This is a genomic window from Variovorax paradoxus (assembly GCF_030815855.1).
GTDB classification, from domain to species: Bacteria; Pseudomonadota; Gammaproteobacteria; order Burkholderiales; family Burkholderiaceae_C; genus Variovorax; species Variovorax paradoxus_M.
The window spans coordinates 4,415,710-4,433,802 of sequence record NZ_JAUSXG010000001.1 but is presented as its reverse complement, the minus strand read 5'-3'; the positions used below and the strand labels follow the sequence as shown (position 1 = coordinate 4,433,802).

At 65.9% G+C, this 18,093-nt stretch carries 16 protein-coding genes; 14 read left to right on the top strand and 2 right to left on the bottom strand.

Translation table 11 applies throughout. The annotated features are described in order from the left end of the window. Positions 1-12: 12 nt before the first annotated feature. From QFZ42_RS21285 to QFZ42_RS21250, 8 genes are all read left to right on the top strand, one after another. A complete protein-coding gene (locus QFZ42_RS21285; RefSeq protein WP_307702871.1) occupies positions 13-2,436 on the top strand; it encodes a 3-hydroxyacyl-CoA dehydrogenase/enoyl-CoA hydratase family protein in 2,424 nt (807 codons plus the stop codon). A gap of 13 nt (positions 2,437-2,449) precedes the next feature. Beyond that, the gene (locus QFZ42_RS21280) at positions 2,450-2,938 is read left to right on the top strand and encodes an endonuclease domain-containing protein (RefSeq protein WP_307702870.1); all 489 of its coding nucleotides are present in this window, start codon (positions 2,450-2,452) and stop codon (positions 2,936-2,938) included. Beyond that, on the top strand, positions 2,935-4,131 hold the full coding sequence (locus QFZ42_RS21275) for an acetyl-CoA C-acyltransferase (protein ID WP_307702869.1): 1,197 nt from the start codon (positions 2,935-2,937) through the stop codon (positions 4,129-4,131). Before QFZ42_RS21280 ends, QFZ42_RS21275 begins: the two co-directional genes overlap by 4 nt. 154 nt (positions 4,132-4,285) lie before the next feature. Next, positions 4,286-5,182, top strand: a complete 897-nt coding sequence (locus QFZ42_RS21270; protein ID WP_307702868.1) for an alpha/beta hydrolase family protein — start codon at positions 4,286-4,288, stop codon at positions 5,180-5,182. 32 nt (positions 5,183-5,214) lie between these two features. Continuing rightward, positions 5,215-6,045, top strand: coding sequence for an acyl-CoA thioesterase (locus QFZ42_RS21265; RefSeq protein ID WP_373423359.1), 831 nt, complete (start codon positions 5,215-5,217; stop codon positions 6,043-6,045). Between the two features lie 13 nt (positions 6,046-6,058). Continuing rightward, positions 6,059-6,799, top strand: a complete 741-nt coding sequence (locus tag QFZ42_RS21260; RefSeq protein WP_307702867.1) for an SDR family oxidoreductase — start codon at positions 6,059-6,061, stop codon at positions 6,797-6,799. Positions 6,800-7,150: 351 nt separating this feature from the next. Continuing rightward, a complete protein-coding gene (locus QFZ42_RS21255; protein ID WP_307702866.1) occupies positions 7,151-7,744 on the top strand; it encodes a 2-hydroxychromene-2-carboxylate isomerase in 594 nt (197 codons plus the stop codon). A gap of 43 nt (positions 7,745-7,787) precedes the next feature. Then, on the top strand, positions 7,788-8,552 hold the full coding sequence (locus QFZ42_RS21250; protein WP_307702865.1) for an enoyl-CoA hydratase: 765 nt from the start codon (positions 7,788-7,790) through the stop codon (positions 8,550-8,552). Between the two features lie 44 nt (positions 8,553-8,596). On the opposite strand, the gene QFZ42_RS21245 is transcribed toward QFZ42_RS21250, so the two are convergent. Next, positions 8,597-9,016 (bottom strand): acyl-CoA thioesterase, encoded by a 420-nt coding sequence (locus QFZ42_RS21245; protein WP_307702864.1) that lies wholly within the window; start codon positions 9,014-9,016, stop codon positions 8,597-8,599. A 43-nt stretch (positions 9,017-9,059) separates the two neighbouring features. On the opposite strand from QFZ42_RS21245, the gene QFZ42_RS21240 reads away from it, so the two are divergent. Then, a complete protein-coding gene (locus QFZ42_RS21240) occupies positions 9,060-10,937 on the top strand; it encodes an ABCB family ABC transporter ATP-binding protein/permease (protein WP_307704280.1) in 1,878 nt (625 codons plus the stop codon). A 39-nt stretch (positions 10,938-10,976) separates the two neighbouring features. Continuing rightward, complete coding sequence (locus tag QFZ42_RS21235; RefSeq protein ID WP_307702863.1) at positions 10,977-11,915, top strand: 2-hydroxyacid dehydrogenase; 939 nt, start codon at positions 10,977-10,979, stop codon at positions 11,913-11,915. Between the two features lie 109 nt (positions 11,916-12,024). Here the strand turns inward: QFZ42_RS21235 and QFZ42_RS21230 are convergent, their stop codons facing one another. After that, complete coding sequence (locus QFZ42_RS21230) at positions 12,025-13,467, bottom strand: amidase (RefSeq protein ID WP_307702862.1); 1,443 nt, start codon at positions 13,465-13,467, stop codon at positions 12,025-12,027. Between the two features lie 61 nt (positions 13,468-13,528). Between QFZ42_RS21230 and QFZ42_RS21225 the strand changes: the two genes are divergently transcribed. The 4 genes from QFZ42_RS21225 to QFZ42_RS21210 all read left to right on the top strand — a co-directional run bounded on the left by QFZ42_RS21225 (position 13,529) and on the right by QFZ42_RS21210 (position 18,093). Next, on the top strand, positions 13,529-14,527 hold the full coding sequence (locus QFZ42_RS21225; RefSeq protein WP_307702861.1) for a LysR substrate-binding domain-containing protein: 999 nt from the start codon (positions 13,529-13,531) through the stop codon (positions 14,525-14,527). Between the two features lie 177 nt (positions 14,528-14,704). Beyond that, positions 14,705-16,156, top strand: a complete 1,452-nt coding sequence (locus QFZ42_RS21220) for an aspartate ammonia-lyase (RefSeq protein ID WP_307702860.1) — start codon at positions 14,705-14,707, stop codon at positions 16,154-16,156. Positions 16,157-16,328: 172 nt separating this feature from the next. Next, positions 16,329-17,231: an amino acid ABC transporter substrate-binding protein gene (locus QFZ42_RS21215; protein ID WP_307702859.1), complete on the top strand. Its 903-nt coding sequence runs from the start codon at positions 16,329-16,331 to the stop codon at positions 17,229-17,231. A gap of 130 nt (positions 17,232-17,361) precedes the next feature. Further along, complete coding sequence (locus QFZ42_RS21210; protein WP_307702858.1) at positions 17,362-18,093, top strand: amino acid ABC transporter permease; 732 nt, start codon at positions 17,362-17,364, stop codon at positions 18,091-18,093.

Genomic DNA, 18,093 nt, shown 5'->3' with positions numbered 1-18,093 from the left:
ATACCAATCAACATGTCCCGATTTCAAGTGAAGAAGGTCGCCGTGCTCGGCGCCGGCGTGATGGGCGCGCAGATTGCCGCTCATCTCGTCAACGTGCGCGTGCCCGTGGTGCTGTTCGACCTGGCCGCCAAGGACGCGACCGGCGCTGTCGCTCAAGGTGCAGCGAAGAACGGCATCGTCACGCGCGCCATCGACAACCTCAAGAAGCTCAAGCCGGCACCGCTCGGCGACGTGGCCGATGCGGTGCTCATCGAGCAAGCCAACTATGACGACGACCTCGCCAAGCTCGGCGAGTGCGACCTCATCATCGAAGCGATTGCCGAACGCGTGGACTGGAAGCTCGATCTCTACAAGAAGATCGCGCCGCATGTGGCCAAGCACTCGATCCTGGCCTCGAACACCTCGGGCCTTTCGATCACCAAGCTCAGCGAAGCGTTGCCCGAAGCGCTGAAGCCGCGCTTCTGCGGCATTCACTTCTTCAACCCGCCGCGCTACATGTTCCTGGTGGAGCTGATCAACACGCCCACCACCGAGCCGAAGGTGCTCGACGACCTCGAGGCCTTCGTCACCAGCACGCTCGGCAAGGGCGTGGTGCGCGCGCACGACACGCCCAATTTCATCGCCAACCGCGTCGGCATCGCCGGCATGCTGGCGACGCTCAAGGAAGTCGAGAAGTTCGGCCTCACGCCCGACGTGGTGGACGACCTCACGGGCAAGAAGCTGGGCCGCGCAAGCTCGGGCACCTTCCGCACCGCCGACGTGGTGGGCCTGGACACCATGGCCCATGTCGTCAAGACGCTGCAGGACAACCTGGACGCCGAGAGCGATCCGTTCTACGCCAACTTCTCGACGCCGCCCGTGCTCGCCAAGCTGCTCGAGCTTGGCAACCTCGGCCAGAAGACCAAGGCCGGCTTCTTCAAGAAGGTGGGCCGCGACATCCTGCGCTTCGACCTCCAGAGCGGCGAGTACGTGCCCGCCGGCGCCAAGGCCGACGAGGTGTACGGCCGCATGCTCAAGAAACCCGCGGGCGAGCGGCTGAAGCTGCTGCGCGAGAGCGAAGGACCGCAAGGCCAGTTCCTCTGGGCCATTCTGCGCGACGGCTTTCATTACGCCGCGGTGCACCTGGAGACCATTGCCGAGAGCGCGCGCGACATCGACTTCGCGATGCGCTGGGGCTTCGGCATGAAGCAGGGCCCGTTCGAGCTCTGGCAGGAGGCAGGATGGGCGCAGGTCGCCAAGTGGGTGCAGGAAGACATCGACGCGGGCAAGGCGCTGAGCACGGCACCGCTGCCCAAGTGGGTGTTTGAAGGCCCGGTGGCCGAGGCGGGCGGCGTGCACACGCCCGAGGGCTCGTGGAGCGCGTCGCAGAACAAGTTCGTGCCGCAGCGCAAGCTGCCGGTGCATGACCGCCAGCTGTTCCCCGAGAGCGTGCTCGGTGCGAACGCGGCCGATGCCAACACCGCGGGCACGACCATCAGCGATGAAGGCGACGTGCGCGTGTGGACGCTCGATGGCGAGGTCCTGATCGCCAGCATCCATTCGAAGATGCACGCCATCAGCCCCGACGTGGCCGAAGCGCTTGGCGCCGCGGTCGACCTGGCCGAAGCCGAGTACAAGGGCCTGGTGATCTGGTCGCCCGACGAGATGTTCTCGGTCGGCGCCGACCTCCAGGCGATGCTGCCGGCCTTCGTGGTCGCGGGCATCGGCGCGGTCGAAGGCGCCGAGGAAGAGCTGCAGAACGTGATGCTCAAGATTCGCTACGCGAGCGTGCCGGTGGTGTCGGCCGTGCGCGGCATGGCGCTGGGCGGCGGCTGCGAGCTGGCCGTGTATTCGGCCAAGCGCGTGGCGGCCATGGAAAGCTACATCGGCCTCGTCGAAGTCGGCGTAGGCCTGATCCCCGGCGCGGGCGGCCTGACGTACATCGCACGCCGCGCGGCCGAAAATGCATCGGCCTCGACGGGCACCGACCTGCTGCCGTTCCTGACCGAAGGCTTCACCGCCGCGGCCATGGCCAAGGTCGGCACCGGTGCGCTCGATTCGAAGAAGCTGGGCTACCTGCTCGACAGCGACGTGATCGTGCCGAACAAGGACGAGCTGCTCTACGTGGCACTGCAGCAAGCGAAGGCGATGGCCGACGCCGGCTACCGCGCACCGCTGCGCCGCACCTTCCGCGTGGCGGGCCGCAGCGGCGCGGCGACGATCAAGGGCCAGCTGGTGAACATGCGCGACGGCGGCTTCATCAGCGCACACGACTTCCATATCGCGAGCCTGATTGCGAACGTGGTCACCGGCGGCGACGTGGACGCGGGATCGCTCGTGACCGAGGAATACCTGATGACGCTGGAACGCAAGGCGTTCTGCTCGCTCATCGTGCACCCGACGACGCAGGAGCGGATCATGGGGATGCTGAGCACGGGGAAGCCGGTGCGGAACTGACCTGGCAAGGACCATGAGCGAAGACATCGACACGTCCGGTCCCCTCTCCCGCTTGCGGGAGAGGGCTAGGGTGAGGGCTCGCAGCCTTCGAGAAACCCCGACGGATGCCGAGTCCCTGCTCTGGTACCACCTGCGCGACCGCCGCCTGGCCAACCAAAAGTTCCGCCGTCAGCGGCCAATCGGGCCGTACTTCGCAGACTTCGCGTGCCTCGAAGCAAAGCTGATCGTCGAACTGGACGGCGGCCAGCATGTGGAAGCCGCCGCGTACGACGAGAACCGGACCCGCTTCATGCAAGCCCAGGGCTATCGTGTGCTTCGGTTCTGGAACAACGAAGTTCTGATGCAGACGGATGCCGTTCGCGAACGGATTCTGCAGGCGCTGCGAGAAGACAACCCTCACCCCAACCCTCTCCCGCAAGCGGGAGAGGGAGCAAGACAACAGCCGACCATCGTCTCATCGGACGAATCAGCAAGACAAGATACAAGGACTGAAAAGCCATGAAACAAATCCAAGACGCCTACATCGTCTCCGCCACCCGCACGCCCATCGGCAAATCCCACCGCGGCTACTTCCGCAATTACCGCCCCGACGACCTGCTGGCGACCACGCTGAAGGCCGCGCTCGCCGCAGTGCCGGGCCTCGACCCCAAGGCGATCGAAGACATCATCTGCGGCTGCGCGATTCCCGAATCGCAGCAGGGCCTGAACGTTGCGCGCATCGGCGCGGTGCTGGCGGGTCTTCCCACCAGCATCGGCGGCATCACCGTGAACCGCTTCTGCGCTTCGGGCCTCTCTGCAGTGCAGATGGCCGCCGACCGCATCCGTGTCGGCGAGGCCGACGTGATGATCGCCGCCGGTGTCGAGAGCATGAGCATGGTGCCGATGATGGGCAACTCGCCTTCGCTGTCGCCCTCCATCTTCGAGCGCGAAGGCGACGTGGGCATTGCCTACGGCATGGGCCTCACGGCCGAGAAGGTCGCGCAGCAGTGGAAGGTGAGCCGCGACGCGCAGGACGAGTTCGCGCTCGCCTCGCACCAGAAGGCACTGGCCGCGCAGAAGGCCGGCAAGTTCGCCGACGAGATCACGCCGATCGACGTGACCGACCGCACGCCGAACCTCGAGACCGGCGAATCGACTGCGAAGACCCGCACCGTGAACCTCGACGAAGGCGCGCGCCCCGACACCAGCCTGGAAGGCTTGGCCAAGCTGCGCACCGTGTTCGCTGCGCGCGGCACCGTGACGGCGGGCAACAGCTCGCAGACCTCGGACGGCGCGGGCGCGCTCATCCTGGCGAGCGAGAAAGCCGTCAAGCAATACGGCCTCACGCCGCTCGCGCGCTTCGTGAGCTTTGCAAGCAAGGGCGTGCCGCCGCACATCATGGGCATCGGGCCGATCGAGGCGATTCCGGCCGCGCTGCGCTACGCGGGGCTCAAGCATGAGGACATCGACTGGTTCGAGCTCAACGAAGCTTTCGCCGCGCAATCGCTGGCAGTCATCAATACGCTGGGACTCGATCCGAGCAAGGTCAATCCGATGGGCGGCGCGATTGCGCTGGGCCACCCGCTCGGCGCGACGGGCGCGATTCGCGCGGCGACCGTGGTGCACGCGCTGCGGCGCGAGAACCTGAAGTACGGCATGGTCACGATGTGCGTAGGGATGGGGCAGGGCGCAGCCGGCATCTTCGAACGCGTGTAGCGGCTACTGCGCGGGCGATCTGCGGCGCTGCGGGGCCCGTCGGGAAATCCTCACGACCTTGAAGGTCGCTCCGGTTTCCCGCCACCCGCGCCTTGCATCTCATCCCGATCGCTACGCCGCGGGTCGGTGATTGATCAACGAGAAGGAGCAAACGATGCAGGCACAACAACTACCAGTCGACAACGGCGTGCAAGTGGCGGTGCGCCGCTACGATCCGGCTGGAGAACCTCGTGCCAGCATCGTCATCGGTGGTGCGATGGGCGTGCGCCAGTCGTTCTACGAGCCCTTCGCGCAGTGGCTCGCCGGCCAGGGCCTGCGCGTGTGGACCTTCGACTACCGCGGCAGCGGCGATTCGCGCAACGGCGCCTCGCTGCGCGGCTTCGAGGCCGATCTGTTCGACTGGGCGCGCGACTACGAGGCGGTTATCGACGCCGCAAAGTCGGCGCTGCCCGGGCAGCCGCTCTATCTCCTCGGCCACAGCCTGGGCGCGCAGCTGCCGGGCTTCCTGCAGCGGCCGGAACAGGTGGACGGCCTCGTCAGCATCGCGGCGGGCAGCGGCTACTGGCGCGAGAACGCGCCGAAGTTGAAGCGCAGCATTCTCTATTTCTGGTTCGTGCTCGTGCCGCTGGTCACGCGGGTTTGCGGCTACTTCCCGGGCCGCAAGCTCAAGAAGGTCGGCGACCTGCCGCGCGGGGTCATCCTGCAGTGGCGCCGCTGGTGCCTTCATCCGCGCTACAGCGTGGGCGCCGAAGGCGAAAGCGCCTTGCAGAGCTACGGGCGCGTGCGCTTTCCGGTGCTCGCGCTGTCGATTACCGACGATGAACTCATGACGCTCGCGGGCACCGAAAGCCTGATGAGCTTTTATGCGGGCGCGCCGCGTGCGGTGGAGCGCATCGCACCGGCCGACGTGCAGGCGCGGCGCATCGGGCACTTCGGCTTCTTCCGCGAACAGTTCAGCCAAAGCCTGTGGCCGAGCATGCTCGACAAGCTGCATCGCCTGGCCGCGATTACCGCGGTGCAGCAATCCGGCGTCCCGCACACGACTGCCTGACGCCACCCACCGGGGGCACACTGCAAATCATCATGAGCACGCATCCCTTCGACAAAGCCATTTCGCTGCAGCACAGCGACATTCGCGCCGGCCACTTCACCGGCGCCACGGGCCCCGACTACTGGAACATGGTCGGCCCCTTCGGCGGCACCACGGCGGCCATTGCGCTGCAATCGGTGTTGCGGCATCCGGACCTGCTGGGCACGCCCATCGCGCTGACCGTCAATTTCGCGGCCGCGCTCGAAGCCGGCGCTTTCGACGTGCAGGCCACGGCCGTGCGCACCAATCGGTCGACCCAGCACTGGACCGTGCAGATCACGCAGGCCGGCCCGAGCGGCGCACCGAACATGACGACCACCGCCACCGTGGTGACCGCCGCCCGCCGCGACACCTGGGGCGAGAGCGATCTGCCGATGCCCGAGGCGCCGGAGCCCGAGACGGTCGATCGCATGAGCATCGGCCCGTCCGGCGTGGCCTGGATCAACCAGTACGAGATGCGCCCGTGCAGCGGTGGCATCCCCGCGAAGTGGGACGGCAGTCAGCAGCACAGCGAAACCCGCATCTGGCTGCGCGACGCCCAGCCGCGTCCGATGGACTTTCCCTCGCTCGCCGCAATGAGCGACATGTTCTATCCACGCGTCTGGCTGCGCCGCGCCAAGCACGTGCCGGCGGGCACGGTGTCGATCACCACGTACTTCCATGCCGGGCCGGCGCAGCTCGCCGAGGTCGGCACGGGCTACCTGCTGGGCCGCGCGGTGGGGCAGCAGTTCTTCAACGGCTTCTTCGACCAAGCGGCGCACCTGTGGAGCAAGAAGGGCGTGCTGCTTGCCACTTCCAACCAGATCGTCTACTACAAGGAATAGCGAGAGAACGCCCATGCAAAAGACCGCACTCATCGTCGGCGCCGGCGACGCCACCGGCGGCGCCATCGCACGCCGCTTCGCGCGCGAAGGATTCGCCACCTGCGTCACGCGGCGCAGCCTCGACAAGCTGCAGCCGCTGGTCGCGCAGATCGAAGCGGACGGCGGCCGCGCCCATGCGTTCGGCTGCGATGCACGCAAGGAAGAGGAAGTGGTCGCGCTGGTCGAGCAGATCGAGTCGACCATCGGCCCCATCGAGGTGATGGTGTTCAACATCGGCGCCAACGTGCCCGAGAGCATCCTGACCGAGACCGCGCGCAAGTATTTCAAGGTATGGGAGATGGCTTGCTTCTCCGGCTTTCTCAACGGCAGGGAGGTGGCAAAGCGCATGGTGGCGCGCGAACTCCCGAAAGGCGGGCATCGCGGCACGATCATCTTCACGGGCGCGACGGCATCGCTGCGCGGCGCGGCGAACTTCGGTGCCTTCTCGGGTGCGAAGATGGCGCTGCGCGCATTGGCCCAGTCGATGGCCCGCGAGCTAGGTCCCCAAGGCATCCACGTCGCACACGTGGTGGTCGACGGTGCCATCGACACCGAGTTCATCCGCAGCAATTTCCCCGAGCGCTATGCGCTGAAGGAGAGCGACGGTATCCTGAACCCCGAGCACATTGCCGACAGCTACTGGATGCTGCATTCGCAGCCGCGCGATGCGTGGACGCACGAGCTTGATTTGCGGCCCTGGTCCGAGAAGTTCTGAGATGTCGGTTCGTTGCGTTGTGCGTTCGATGGCTCGTTCAGGGCGCACTCCCGCCGACGGGGTACCTTGCTCCGCGAATGTCCTCCGGCCTGCGGCCTCCCCCTTGATTTCGCTGCGCAAGGCACCCCATCGACGTGAGCGTTATTCAGAGCGGTCGTCGATCAGCGGTACACCCCGAGCGTGCCCAGGTGCACAGGGCATCGGGTGCTCCCCGCAGCGAAATCAAGGAGGAGGCGAAGCCGGGGGACATTCGCGGAGGGGAGTACCCGGTGGCCTGTGCACACGCCCTGAACAAGCGCAACAGCACCAGCAACAGCGCCAAAAACGAGCGCACCCCACAAAGAGACCTCCATGACCAAATCCGTAGACTTCTATTTCGACTTCGGCAGCCCCGCCGCCTACCTGGCCGCCACGCAGCTGCCGCACGTCTGCGCCGATACCGGTGCCGAACTGGTGTGGAAGCCCATGCTCCTGGGCGGCGTGTTCCAGGCCACGGGCAACCGCTCGCCGGCCGAAGTGGTGCCCAAGGCGCCGTACATGACCATCGACCTGCAGCGCTTTGCAAAGCGCTATGGCGTGCCCTTTGTGCACAACCCGCACTTCCCCATCAACACGCTGCTGCTGATGCGCGGTGCCACCGGCATCCAGATGAAAGAGCCCGCACGCTTCGGTGCGTATGTCGATGCCATCTTCCAGGCCATGTGGGTAGAGCCGAAGAACCTCAACGACCCCGCCACCGTCGGCGCCGTGCTTCAAAATGCGGGCTTCGACGCCACCGCCTTGCTCGCGCTGGCCGGCTCCCAGGAGGTCAAGGACCGCCTGAAGGCCGTCACGCAAGAAGCGGTGGAACGCGGCGTCTTCGGCGCGCCCACCATGTTCGTCGGCGACCAGATGTTCTGGGGGCAAGACCGCCTCGATTTTGTGCGCGAAGCCCTCGACGCCTGAGCGCCGGCGTCATCACCACCCGTTTTATCCAAGGACCATTCCCATGAGCGACATCCTCGTCCACGCCGAAGCCGGCGTGATGACCCTCACCTTCAACCGCGTCGACAAGAAGAACTCGATCACCAGCGGCATGTACGCAGAACTCGCCGATGCGTTGGCCACGGCCGAAATCGACACCGCCGTGCGCTGCGTGCTGATCCAGGGCGACCCGACGATCTTCAGCGCCGGCAACGACATCGGCGATTTCCTCAACGCCCCGCCCGCCGGCAAGGAGTCGCCGGTGTTCCGCTTCCTGCGCGGCATCGCGGCCTTTCCGAAGCCCATCGTCGCGTCTGTGTGCGGTCCGGCGGTCGGCATCGGCACGACCATGCTCTTCCACTGCGACCTGGTCTATGCCGGCGACAACGCGGCCTTCTCGATGCCTTTCGTGAACCTGGGCCTGTGCCCCGAAGCGGCGTCGAGCCTGCTGGTGCCGCAGATGCTGGGCTACCACCGCGCGGCCGAAGCGCTGCTGCTGGGCGAGCCCTTCATGGCCGAGGCCGCGCTCGAAGTGGGCCTGGTCAACCGCATCGTGCCGCCGACCGAGGCCAACGCCATTGCGCAGGTTCAGGCCCGCAAGCTCGCGGCCAAGCCGCTGAGTGCGCTGGTCGAAACCAAGCGCCTGCTGAAAAAGGCGCAGTTGCCCGCCGTGCTCGAACGCATGGACGAAGAGGGCGCGAGCTTCGGGCGCATGCTGCGCGAGCCTGCGGCGCGCGAAGCCTTCGGCGCGTTCATGGAAAAGCGCAAGCCGGATTTTTCGAAGGTCTGAAGCCCGGCGCCACGCGCAAGGCCCGCCGAAAGGCGGAGGCCGGATTATTTCTCGATCGGGCGGGGCCGGCCGTTGTCGTCGATGGCGACGTAGGTGAAGGTGGCCTGCGTCACCTTGATGTACTCGCCCTGGGCCATGAAGCGTTCGGCAAAGACTTCGACGGTGACAGTGACCGAGGTGCGCCCGATGCGCACCAGCCTCGAATAGAACGAAAGAATGTCGCCCAGCCGCACCGGCTGCTTGAAGATGAATTCGTTCACGGCCACCGTGGCCTGGCGCCCCTTGGCGTAGCGCGCCGGAATGACCGAGCCGGCGAGGTCGCACTGCGCCATGACCCAGCCGCCGAAGATGTCGCCGTTGGCGTTGCAGTCGGCCGGCATCGGAATGACCTTGAGCACCAGCTCCATGTCGGTGGGCAGGCTTTTGAGGGTGGCGGCAGCGGCGGTGCTGGAAGTATCGGACATGGGCACAATCTGGGGCAGAACAAAGCAACCACGATTGTCCCTCATGCGCCGCAGCGGCGAAGCCCTACCCCCTCCCTCCCATTCCGCCACCGGCCACGCGCCGGCGCGCAGCGACCGTTCCGACTGGGCGACGCTGCGCCGCCTTTTCCCCTATTTGTGGCAGTACAAGTGGCGGGTGATCGCCGCGCTCGCCTTCATGGTGGGTGCCAAGGTGGCCAACGTCGGCGTGCCCGTGCTGCTCAAGAACCTCATCGACACGATGACGCCCAAGCCCGACATGGCGCAGGCGCTCCTGATCGTGCCGATCGGGCTCTTGCTGGCTTACGGGCTGCTGCGGTTCTCGACCGCGCTCTTCGGCGAACTGCGCGAGCTGATCTTCGCCAAGGCCACCGAGGGAACGGCGCGGCAGATTGCGCTGGAGGTGTTCGGCCACCTGCATTCGCTGAGCCTGCGCTTTCACCTGGAGCGCCAGACCGGCGGCATGACGCGCGACATCGAACGTGGCACGCGCGGCGTGCACTCGCTCATCTCGATGTCGCTCTACAGCATCGTGCCGACCATCATCGAACTGGTGCTGGTGCTCACCATTTTGGGCGTGAAGTTCGATTCGCTGTTCGTCTGGATCACCGGTGCGGCGCTGGTGCTGTACATCAGCTTCACCGTCACGGTGACCGAGTGGCGCACGCAGTTCCGCAAGACCATGAACGAGCTCGACTCGATGGCCCAGAGCCGCGCGGTCGATTCGCTGTTGAATTACGAAACCGTCAAGTATTTCAATAACGAGGAGTTCGAGGCGAAGCGCTACGACGCGAGCTTGGACCGCTACCGCAAGGCCGCCATCAAGAGCCAGCGCACGCTGAGCATGCTCAACATCGGCCAGCAGATGATCATCGCCGCGAGCCTGGTGCTGATGCTGTGGCGCGCCACCTCGGGCGTGGTCGAAGGGCGCATGACGCTGGGCGACCTGGTGATGGTCAACGCCTTCATGATCCAGCTCTACATTCCGCTGAACTTCCTGGGCGTGATCTACCGCGAGATCAAGCAGAGCCTGACCGACCTGGACAAGATGTTCGTGCTGATGGAAAAAGAGCGCGAGGTGCGCGACGCGCCCGGCGCGCAACCTCTGTCTTTGCACCCTCTCCCTCCGGGAGAGGGCGGGGGTGAGGGCAGCGGCGTCGACTCCACCATCCGTTTCGAGGACGTGAGCTTCGCCTACGAGCCCGCCCGGCCCATCCTCAAGCACGTTAGCTTCGAGATTCCCGCCGGCAAGACCGTCGCCGTGGTCGGCCCCTCGGGCTCTGGAAAATCGACGCTCGCACGGCTGCTCTATCGCTTCTACGACGTCCAGCAAGGCCGCATCACCATCGGCGGCCAGGACATCCGCGAAGTGCAGCAGTCCAGCGTGCGCCGCGCGATCGGCATCGTGCCGCAGGACACGGTGCTGTTCAACGACACGGTCGAATACAACATCGCCTACGGCCGCCCCGGTGCCACGCGCGAGGAAGTGGAAGGTGCCGCGCGCGCGGCACGCATCCACGACTTCATCTCGGCCACGCCCAAAGGCTACGAAACGACCGTGGGCGAACGCGGCCTCAAGTTGTCGGGTGGCGAGAAGCAGCGCGTGGCCATTGCGCGCACGCTGCTTAAGAACCCGCCGATCGTGATCTTCGACGAGGCCACCTCCGCGCTCGACTCGGCCAACGAGCGTGCCATCCAGTCGGAGCTCAAGAGTGCGGCGCAGGACAAGACCACGCTGGTCATCGCGCACCGGCTGTCGACCGTGGTCGACGCGCACGAGATCCTGGTGCTCGAATCCGGCGTGATCGTCGAGCGAGGCACCCACGCACAGCTGCTGGCCAAGCAAGGCCGCTATGCGCAGATGTGGACTTTGCAGAAGAGCGAAGCCACACCCCTGATGTAGCCCGATCATTCTTTTTTTTATCGATCCAGGAGTTCAGACGTGTCGACCAAGATTCCCCTGCTGGTGCTCAACAGCCTCTCGAGCGCTCACCAGGCCCAGATTGCCGAGGTCTATGACATGACCTATGCCTTCGACGCTGCCGCACGCGCCGCCGCCATTGCCGAGCACGGCAAGAAGTTTCGTGCGGTGCTGACCATCGGCGTGATCGGCATCACCTCCGAAGAAATTGCGGCCATGCCGGCGCTCGAGCTGATCTGCTGCATGGGCGCGGGCTACGAGGGCGTGCCGCTCGACGTGACCCGGGCGCGCGGCATCGCCACGGCCAACGGTGCGGGCACCAACGACGACTGCGTGGCCGACCATGCCTTTGGCCTGCTGATCAGCATCGTGCGCGGCTTCCGCCAACTCGACCGGCTGTGCCGCGAGGGTGTGTGGCGCGAAGCCATTCCGCAACCGCCGAACGTGTCGGGCAAGAAGCTCGGCATCCTCGGGCTGGGCACCATCGGCCAGAAGATCGCCAAGCGGGCAGCGGCGTTCGACATGGAAGTCGGCTATCACAATCGCAAGCCGCGCGAAGGCGCAACGCAGCGCTACTTCGGCGACCTGAAGTCGCTCGCCACCTGGGCCGACTTCCTGGTGCTCGCCGCGCCCGGCGGGCCGGCGACCAGGCACCTGGTGAATGCCGAGGTGCTCGATGCGCTCGGGCCGCAAGGCTTTCTGGTCAGCATCGGCCGCGGCAGCGTGGTCGATACCGAGGCGCTCGCCGCGGCCCTGCGCGAGAACCGCATCGGGGGCGCGGGCCTCGATGTGTACGAAAGCGAGCCCAAGCGGCCCGAGCCGCTGGTCGGCCTCGATAACGTGCTGCTCACGCCCCACATGGCGGGCTGGTCGCCCGAGGCAACGCAGAAATCGGTCGACCATTTTCTTGCGAATGCCGAAGGGCACTTTGCAGGGCGCGGCGTGCTGACGCCCGTCTGAAGATCTTGCTCCTTCCCCCTTTGGGGGAAGGTTGGGATGGGGGCGGGCAGGGCGCTCCATGGATGCGCCGCCTGCCCCCACCCCAGCCCTCCCCCGGGAGGGGAGGGAGTCAGGCCAAGACCGACGGGCGTTGCTTGCCCCATCCGCACGCCTTTTCATACACATGCCCCAGCCGCAGCACACCCAGGTCCGCGTGGATCGGTCCGGCCAGTTGCAGGCCCATCGGCAACCCGCCCTCGCCGAAGCCGGCGCGCACGTTCAGCGTCGGCAGGCCGGCCAGCGTGAACGGCGTCACGATTTCCATCCAGCGGTGGTACGTGTCGCTCGGCACGCCGGCCACCTCGGCGGGCCAGTGCAGCTCGGCATCGAAAGGGAACACCTGCGCCGATGGCGCCAGCACGAAGTCAAAGCGCTCGAAGAGCCTCAGGAACGCGCGGTACACGTTCGAACGATAGAGCGAGGCCTGGTACAGCGATGCCGCATCGAGGTGCCGGCTCTGCTCGATTTCCCACTGCGCCTCGGGCTTGAGCTGAGCGAACAGCTTCGGGTCGCTCAGGTAGGCGCCGAGCTTGCCGCCGACCAGCAGCTGGCGCAGGCGCAGCCATGCGCTCCAGTTGTGCTCGCGCGGCACGTCGAGCGTGCAAGGCTCGACTTCGCAGCCGACGGCGCGAAAGGTCTCGAGCGCGCGTTCGCCGAGTTCGCGGATGCCCGGCGCCAGCGGCAGATCGGGCCAGATGCTGCCGAGCCAGCCGACGCGCAGGCCCTCGACGTTGTCGTCGAGCTGCAGCGCATCGGGTGCGGGCAGGGCCTGCGGCGACGACAGCGGCACGCGCGTGTCGAAGCCTGCTTGCACCGCCAGCAGCCGCGCGGTGTCTTCCACGGTGCGGGCCATCGGGCCTTCGGTGCCCAGTTGCTGGAAGAACAGTTCCTGCTCCGGGTCGCCGGGCACGCGGCCGCGCGAGGGCCGCATGCCGATCACGTTGTTGAAGGCCGCCGGGTTGCGCAGCGAACCCATCATGTCGCTGCCGTCGGCCACCGGCAGCATGCCCAGGGCCAGCGCCACGGCAGCGCCGCCGCTGCTGCCCCCGGCGCTGCGGTCGGGGGCGTAGGCGTTGCGGGTGATGCCGAACACCGTGTTGTAGGTGTGCGAGCCCAGGCCGAACTCGGGCGTGTTGGTCTTGCCGATCACGATGGCGCCGGACTCGCGCATGCGCGCGACGTGCAGGCTGTCGGTGCGTGCCGCGGAGCCCGGCGACAGGGGCGAGCCCATGGAGGTCGGCAGGCCGGCGGCGTGGCTCAAATCCTTCACCGCCAGCGGAAAGCCGTGCATCCAGCCGCGCCGCTCGCCGCGGGCCAGCTCGGCGTCGCGCTCGCTGGCTTCGGCCAGCAGGGCCTCGGGGTCGCGCAGCGAGACGATGGCGTTGAAGCGCGGGTTGAGCGCTTCGATGCGGGCCAGCGAGGCTTGCATCACCTCGCGGCAAGACACCTTGCGCGCTGCGATGCGATTCGACAGTTCGGTGGCAGTCAGTTCGAGCAGGTCGGCAGAAAACATGGCGAGTGCGGGAAAAAGAGGGGGAGCGCAGTATGGCGCGCCGCTCGCATAATCGCCGCGTATGGAAACAAAGTGGCTAGAAGACTTCATCAGCCTGGCGGAAACGCGCAGCTTCAGCCGCTCGGCCCAATTGAGGCATGTCACCCAGCCGGCGTTCTCGCGGCGCATCCAGGCGCTCGAGGGCTGGGCCGGGACCGACCTGGTCGACCGGAGCTCGTATCCCACGCGCCTCACGCCCGCGGGCCAGACGCTCTACAGCCAGGCCATCGAGATGCTGCAGTCGCTGCAGAGCACCCGCGCCATGCTGCGCGGCCATTCGGCGGCCGGGCAGGACGTGATCGAGATTGCGGTGCCGCACACCCTGGCGTTCACCTTCTTTCCCTCGTGGGTGACCAGCCTGCGCGAGCACTTCGGCCCCATCAAGAGCCGGCTCATCGCGCTCAATGTGCATGACGCGGTGCTGCGCCTGGTCGAGGGCAGTTGCGACCTGCTGATTGCCTATCACCACCCCTCGCAGCCGCTGCAACTCGACGCCAACAAGTACGAGATGGTCAGCCTGGGCGAGGAAACCGTCGCGCCCTGGGTCAAGGCCGATGCCGAGGGCGCGCCGCGCTTCCGGCTGCCCGGCCGGCCGGGCCAACCACTGCCTTACCTGGGCTATGCGCCCGGCGCCTACCTCGGGCGGGTGGTCGACCAGCTGCTGAAAGAGTCGGGCACCGCCATCCACCTCGACCGGGTCTATGAAACCGACATGGCCGAAGGCCTGAAGGTCATGGCGCTCGAAGGCCACGGCATCGCCTTTCTGCCGCAGAGTGCCGTGCGCAAGGAAATCAAGGCGCGCAAGCTCGTGAGCGCGTTGCCGCCCGAGATCGACAGCCTGGAAGCGACAATGGAAATCCGCGCCTATCGCGAGCGGCCGAGCGCTCCGGTCCCAGTGAAGACAGGCAGTGGCCGCGTGAAGGCCGCCGCGGCATCGGAGGGCGGCTTGCAGCCCAAGCGCACGGCCGATGCGCTATGGTCGTACCTGGTCGGTGCCCAGCCCCCCACTGACATCCGCTGAGTTGACGCGCGGAATTTGTGCGCTGCACAATCTATAAATGCTGCGCATGGGGCTCCCCGCAAACGGCATTGGCGCCGCGGGCTGGCGGCCACTACAGTCGCGGCAGTTTCAGATCGCTGTCACAGCAATCTTCCGGCACGCGCCATACGCGTGCCTTTTTTTTACCGAGGAACCTGTATGAACTCCAATTTCAGGACCGAACATGACTTCCTCGGCGAAAAGCAGATTCCTGCCGTCGCCTACTGGGGCGTGCACACGGCGCGCGCGGTCGAGAACTTCGCCATCTCCGGCACCCGCGTCTCGGCCATGCCCGACCTGGTGCGCGCCCTGGCCTTGGTGAAGAAGGCCGCCACGCGCGCCAATGCCGACCTGGGCGCCATCGACCGCGACCGCGCCGCGGCCATCATCCTGGCCTGCGACGACCTGATCGACGGCAAGCTGCTCGACGAGTTCGTGGTCGACGTGATCCAGGGCGGCGCAGGCACCTCGACCAACATGAACGCCAACGAGGTGATCTGCAACCTCGCACTCGAGAAGCTTGGCCACGAAAAGGGCCGCTACGACGTGCTGCACCCCAACGACCACGTCAACGCCTCGCAGAGCACCAACGACGTCTATCCCACGGCGGTGCGGCTGGCGCTGTGGTTCGCCATCGACAAGCTGCTCGAATCCATGGCGGCGCTGCGCAAGAGCTTCGAAGCCAAGGCGCTCGAATTCAAGGACATCCTCAAGATCGGCCGCACCCAGCTGCAGGACGCCGTACCCATGACGCTGGGGCAGGAATTCCTGACCTACGCCATCATGATCGGAGAGGACGAAGCCCGGCTCGGTGAAGCGCGCGCGCTCATCGAGGAAATCAACCTCGGCGCCACCGCCATCGGCACCGGCATCAATGCGCCGCACGGCTATGCCAACCTGGCCTGCCAGTACCTGGCCGAGCAGAGCGGCGTGCCGCTCAAGCAGGCGGCCAACCTCATCGAGGCCACGCAGGACACCGGGGCCTTTGTGCAGCTGTCGGGCGTGCTCAAGCGCGTGGCGACCAAGCTCAGCAAGACCTGCAACGACCTGCGGCTGCTGTCCAGCGGCCCGCAGGCCGGCTTCGGCGAAATCCGCCTGCCGGCGCGCCAGGCCGGTTCGTCGATCATGCCGGGCAAGGTCAACCCGGTGATCCCGGAAGTCATGAACCAGGTGGCGTTCGAGGTTATCGGCAACGACATCACCGTCACCATGGCGTCGGAAGCCGGCCAACTGCAGCTCAACGCCTTCGAGCCCATCATGGGATGGAGCCTGTTCAAGAGCATCCGGCACCTGAGCAATGCCTGCATCACGCTGCGGCAGAACTGCGTCGACGGCATCGAGGCGAACCGCGAATTCCTCGCCAAGCGGGTGCGGGAGTCGGTCACGCTGGTCACCGCGCTCAATCCGCTCATCGGCTACGAAAAGGCGGCGTTGATCGCCAAGACGGCGCTGGCCACGGGCGGACCGATCGACCTCGTGGCCGAATCGCTGGGCATCATGACGCGCGCCGAGATGGAAGCGCTGCTCGTACCCGAAAATCTGACCCAGCCCGTGCGCCTGTCCGCGCCGGTGCCTGCGGCTGCCGAGCCCTCGGGCACAAAGGCTGCTTAGTGAAAGTCGGACAATGCCAATGAGTTCACCCGCACCACGGCGGCGCCCGAATGCGCGCGGCCGGTGCGTACGTCATGAAGAATGCACCGGGTTGGTCCGGGTATTCCCCATGACTCGAATGTCTAGAATTTAGTTGTATCTGTATCTTCCAGTCACCTCAGGAGTTTTCCGTATGAAAAAGCAAATATTGGCATTGGCGATCGCAGCCCTGGCTGCCGGCGGCGCATTTGCACAAGCCAATGACACCCTGGCCAAGATCAAGGCCTCGGGCAGCATCACCGAAGGCGTGCGGGAATCGTCCGGTCTCTCGTACACGCTGGGCAACGGCCAGTACACCGGTTTCCACTACGACGTCTGCGCCAACATCATCCGCGACATCCAGAAGCACCTTGGCCTCGCCAAGCTGGAAACCAAGTTCCAGCCCGTGACCTCGCAAAACCGCGTGCCGCTGGTGCAGAACGGCACCGTCGACCTCGAGTGCGGCTCCACCACCAACAACGCCACGCGCCAGAAGGACGTTTCGTTCGCCGTCACCACCTACGTCGAGGAAGTGCGCATCGCTGTGAAGGCCAACTCGGGCATCACGTCGATCAAGGACCTCAACGGCAAGACCGTGGCGACGACCACCGGCACCACGTCGGTCCAGACCCTGCGCAAGAATGAGCGCGCCGGCGGCATCGACTTCAAGGAGCTGTATGGCAAGGACCACTCCGACAGCTTCCTGCTGCTCGAATCGGGCCGCGCCGACGCCTTCGTGATGGACGGTTCCATCCTGGCCTCGAACATCGCAAAGTCGAAGTCGCCTGCCGACTACAAGATCGTGGGCGAGGTGCTCAGCGTCGAGCCCATCGCCATCATGATCCGCAAGGACGATCCCGCCTTCAAGAAGGTGGTGGACGACAGCATCAAGGCACAGGTCAAGAATGGCGACCTCGCCAAGCTCTGGGACAAGTGGTTCCTGAAGCCGATTCCGCCGGCAAACGTCACGGTGAACCTGCCCCTGTCCGACGCCACGAAGGCAGCCTGGGCCAACCCGAACGACAAGCCGATGGAAGAGTACGCGGTCAAGAAGTAATCACGACGAAGGTCATCCGCGCAACGCCCGCCGCCCCCGGCGGGCGTTTGTTTTCGCAAGGCAACGCAAAAAAAGCGGCGCGCGGACATGGCCTCTGCAAGCTGGAAATCTGAAAGAAGGAGAGTCCCCGATGGGATCAAACTGGGATTGGCAGGTCTTCTTGCAAGACCCGGGCGGGAAGTACCCGACCTATTGGCAATGGATGCTGTCCGCATGGGGCTGGACCGTGTCGGTCGCCCTGCTGGCATTGATCGTCGCGCTGGTGCTCGGCTCGCTGGTCGGCATCATCCGCACCTTGCCCAACAGCCCGTGGCTCGTGCGCCTGGGCAATGCCTGGGTCGAGTTGTTCCGCAACATTCCGCTCTTGGTGCAGATCTTTCTCTGGTACCACGTCATTCCGGCGTTGATTCCGGTCATGAAGGGCGTGCCGAGCTTCGTGCTGGTGGTGCTGGCGCTGGGCTTCTTCACCTCGGCGCGTATCGCCGAGCAGGTGCGCTCGGGCATTCAGGCGTTGCCCAAGGGCCAGCGCTATGCGGGCATGGCGGTGGGCTTTACCACGCCGCAGTACTACCGCTACGTCATCTTGCCGATGGCCTACCGCATCATCATTCCGCCGCTCACGAGCGAAACGATGAACATCTTCAAGAACTCGTCGGTGGCGTTTGCCGTCTCGGTGACCGAACTCACGATGTTCGCCATGCAGGCGCAGGAAGAAACCTCGCGCGGCATCGAGGTGTACCTGGCGGTGACGGCGCTCTACGTGGTCTCGGCCTTTGCCATCAACCGCATCATGGCGTTCATCGAGAAGAAGACACGCGTGCCGGGCTTCATCGTCTCGGCCAGCGGCGGCGGGGGACATTGA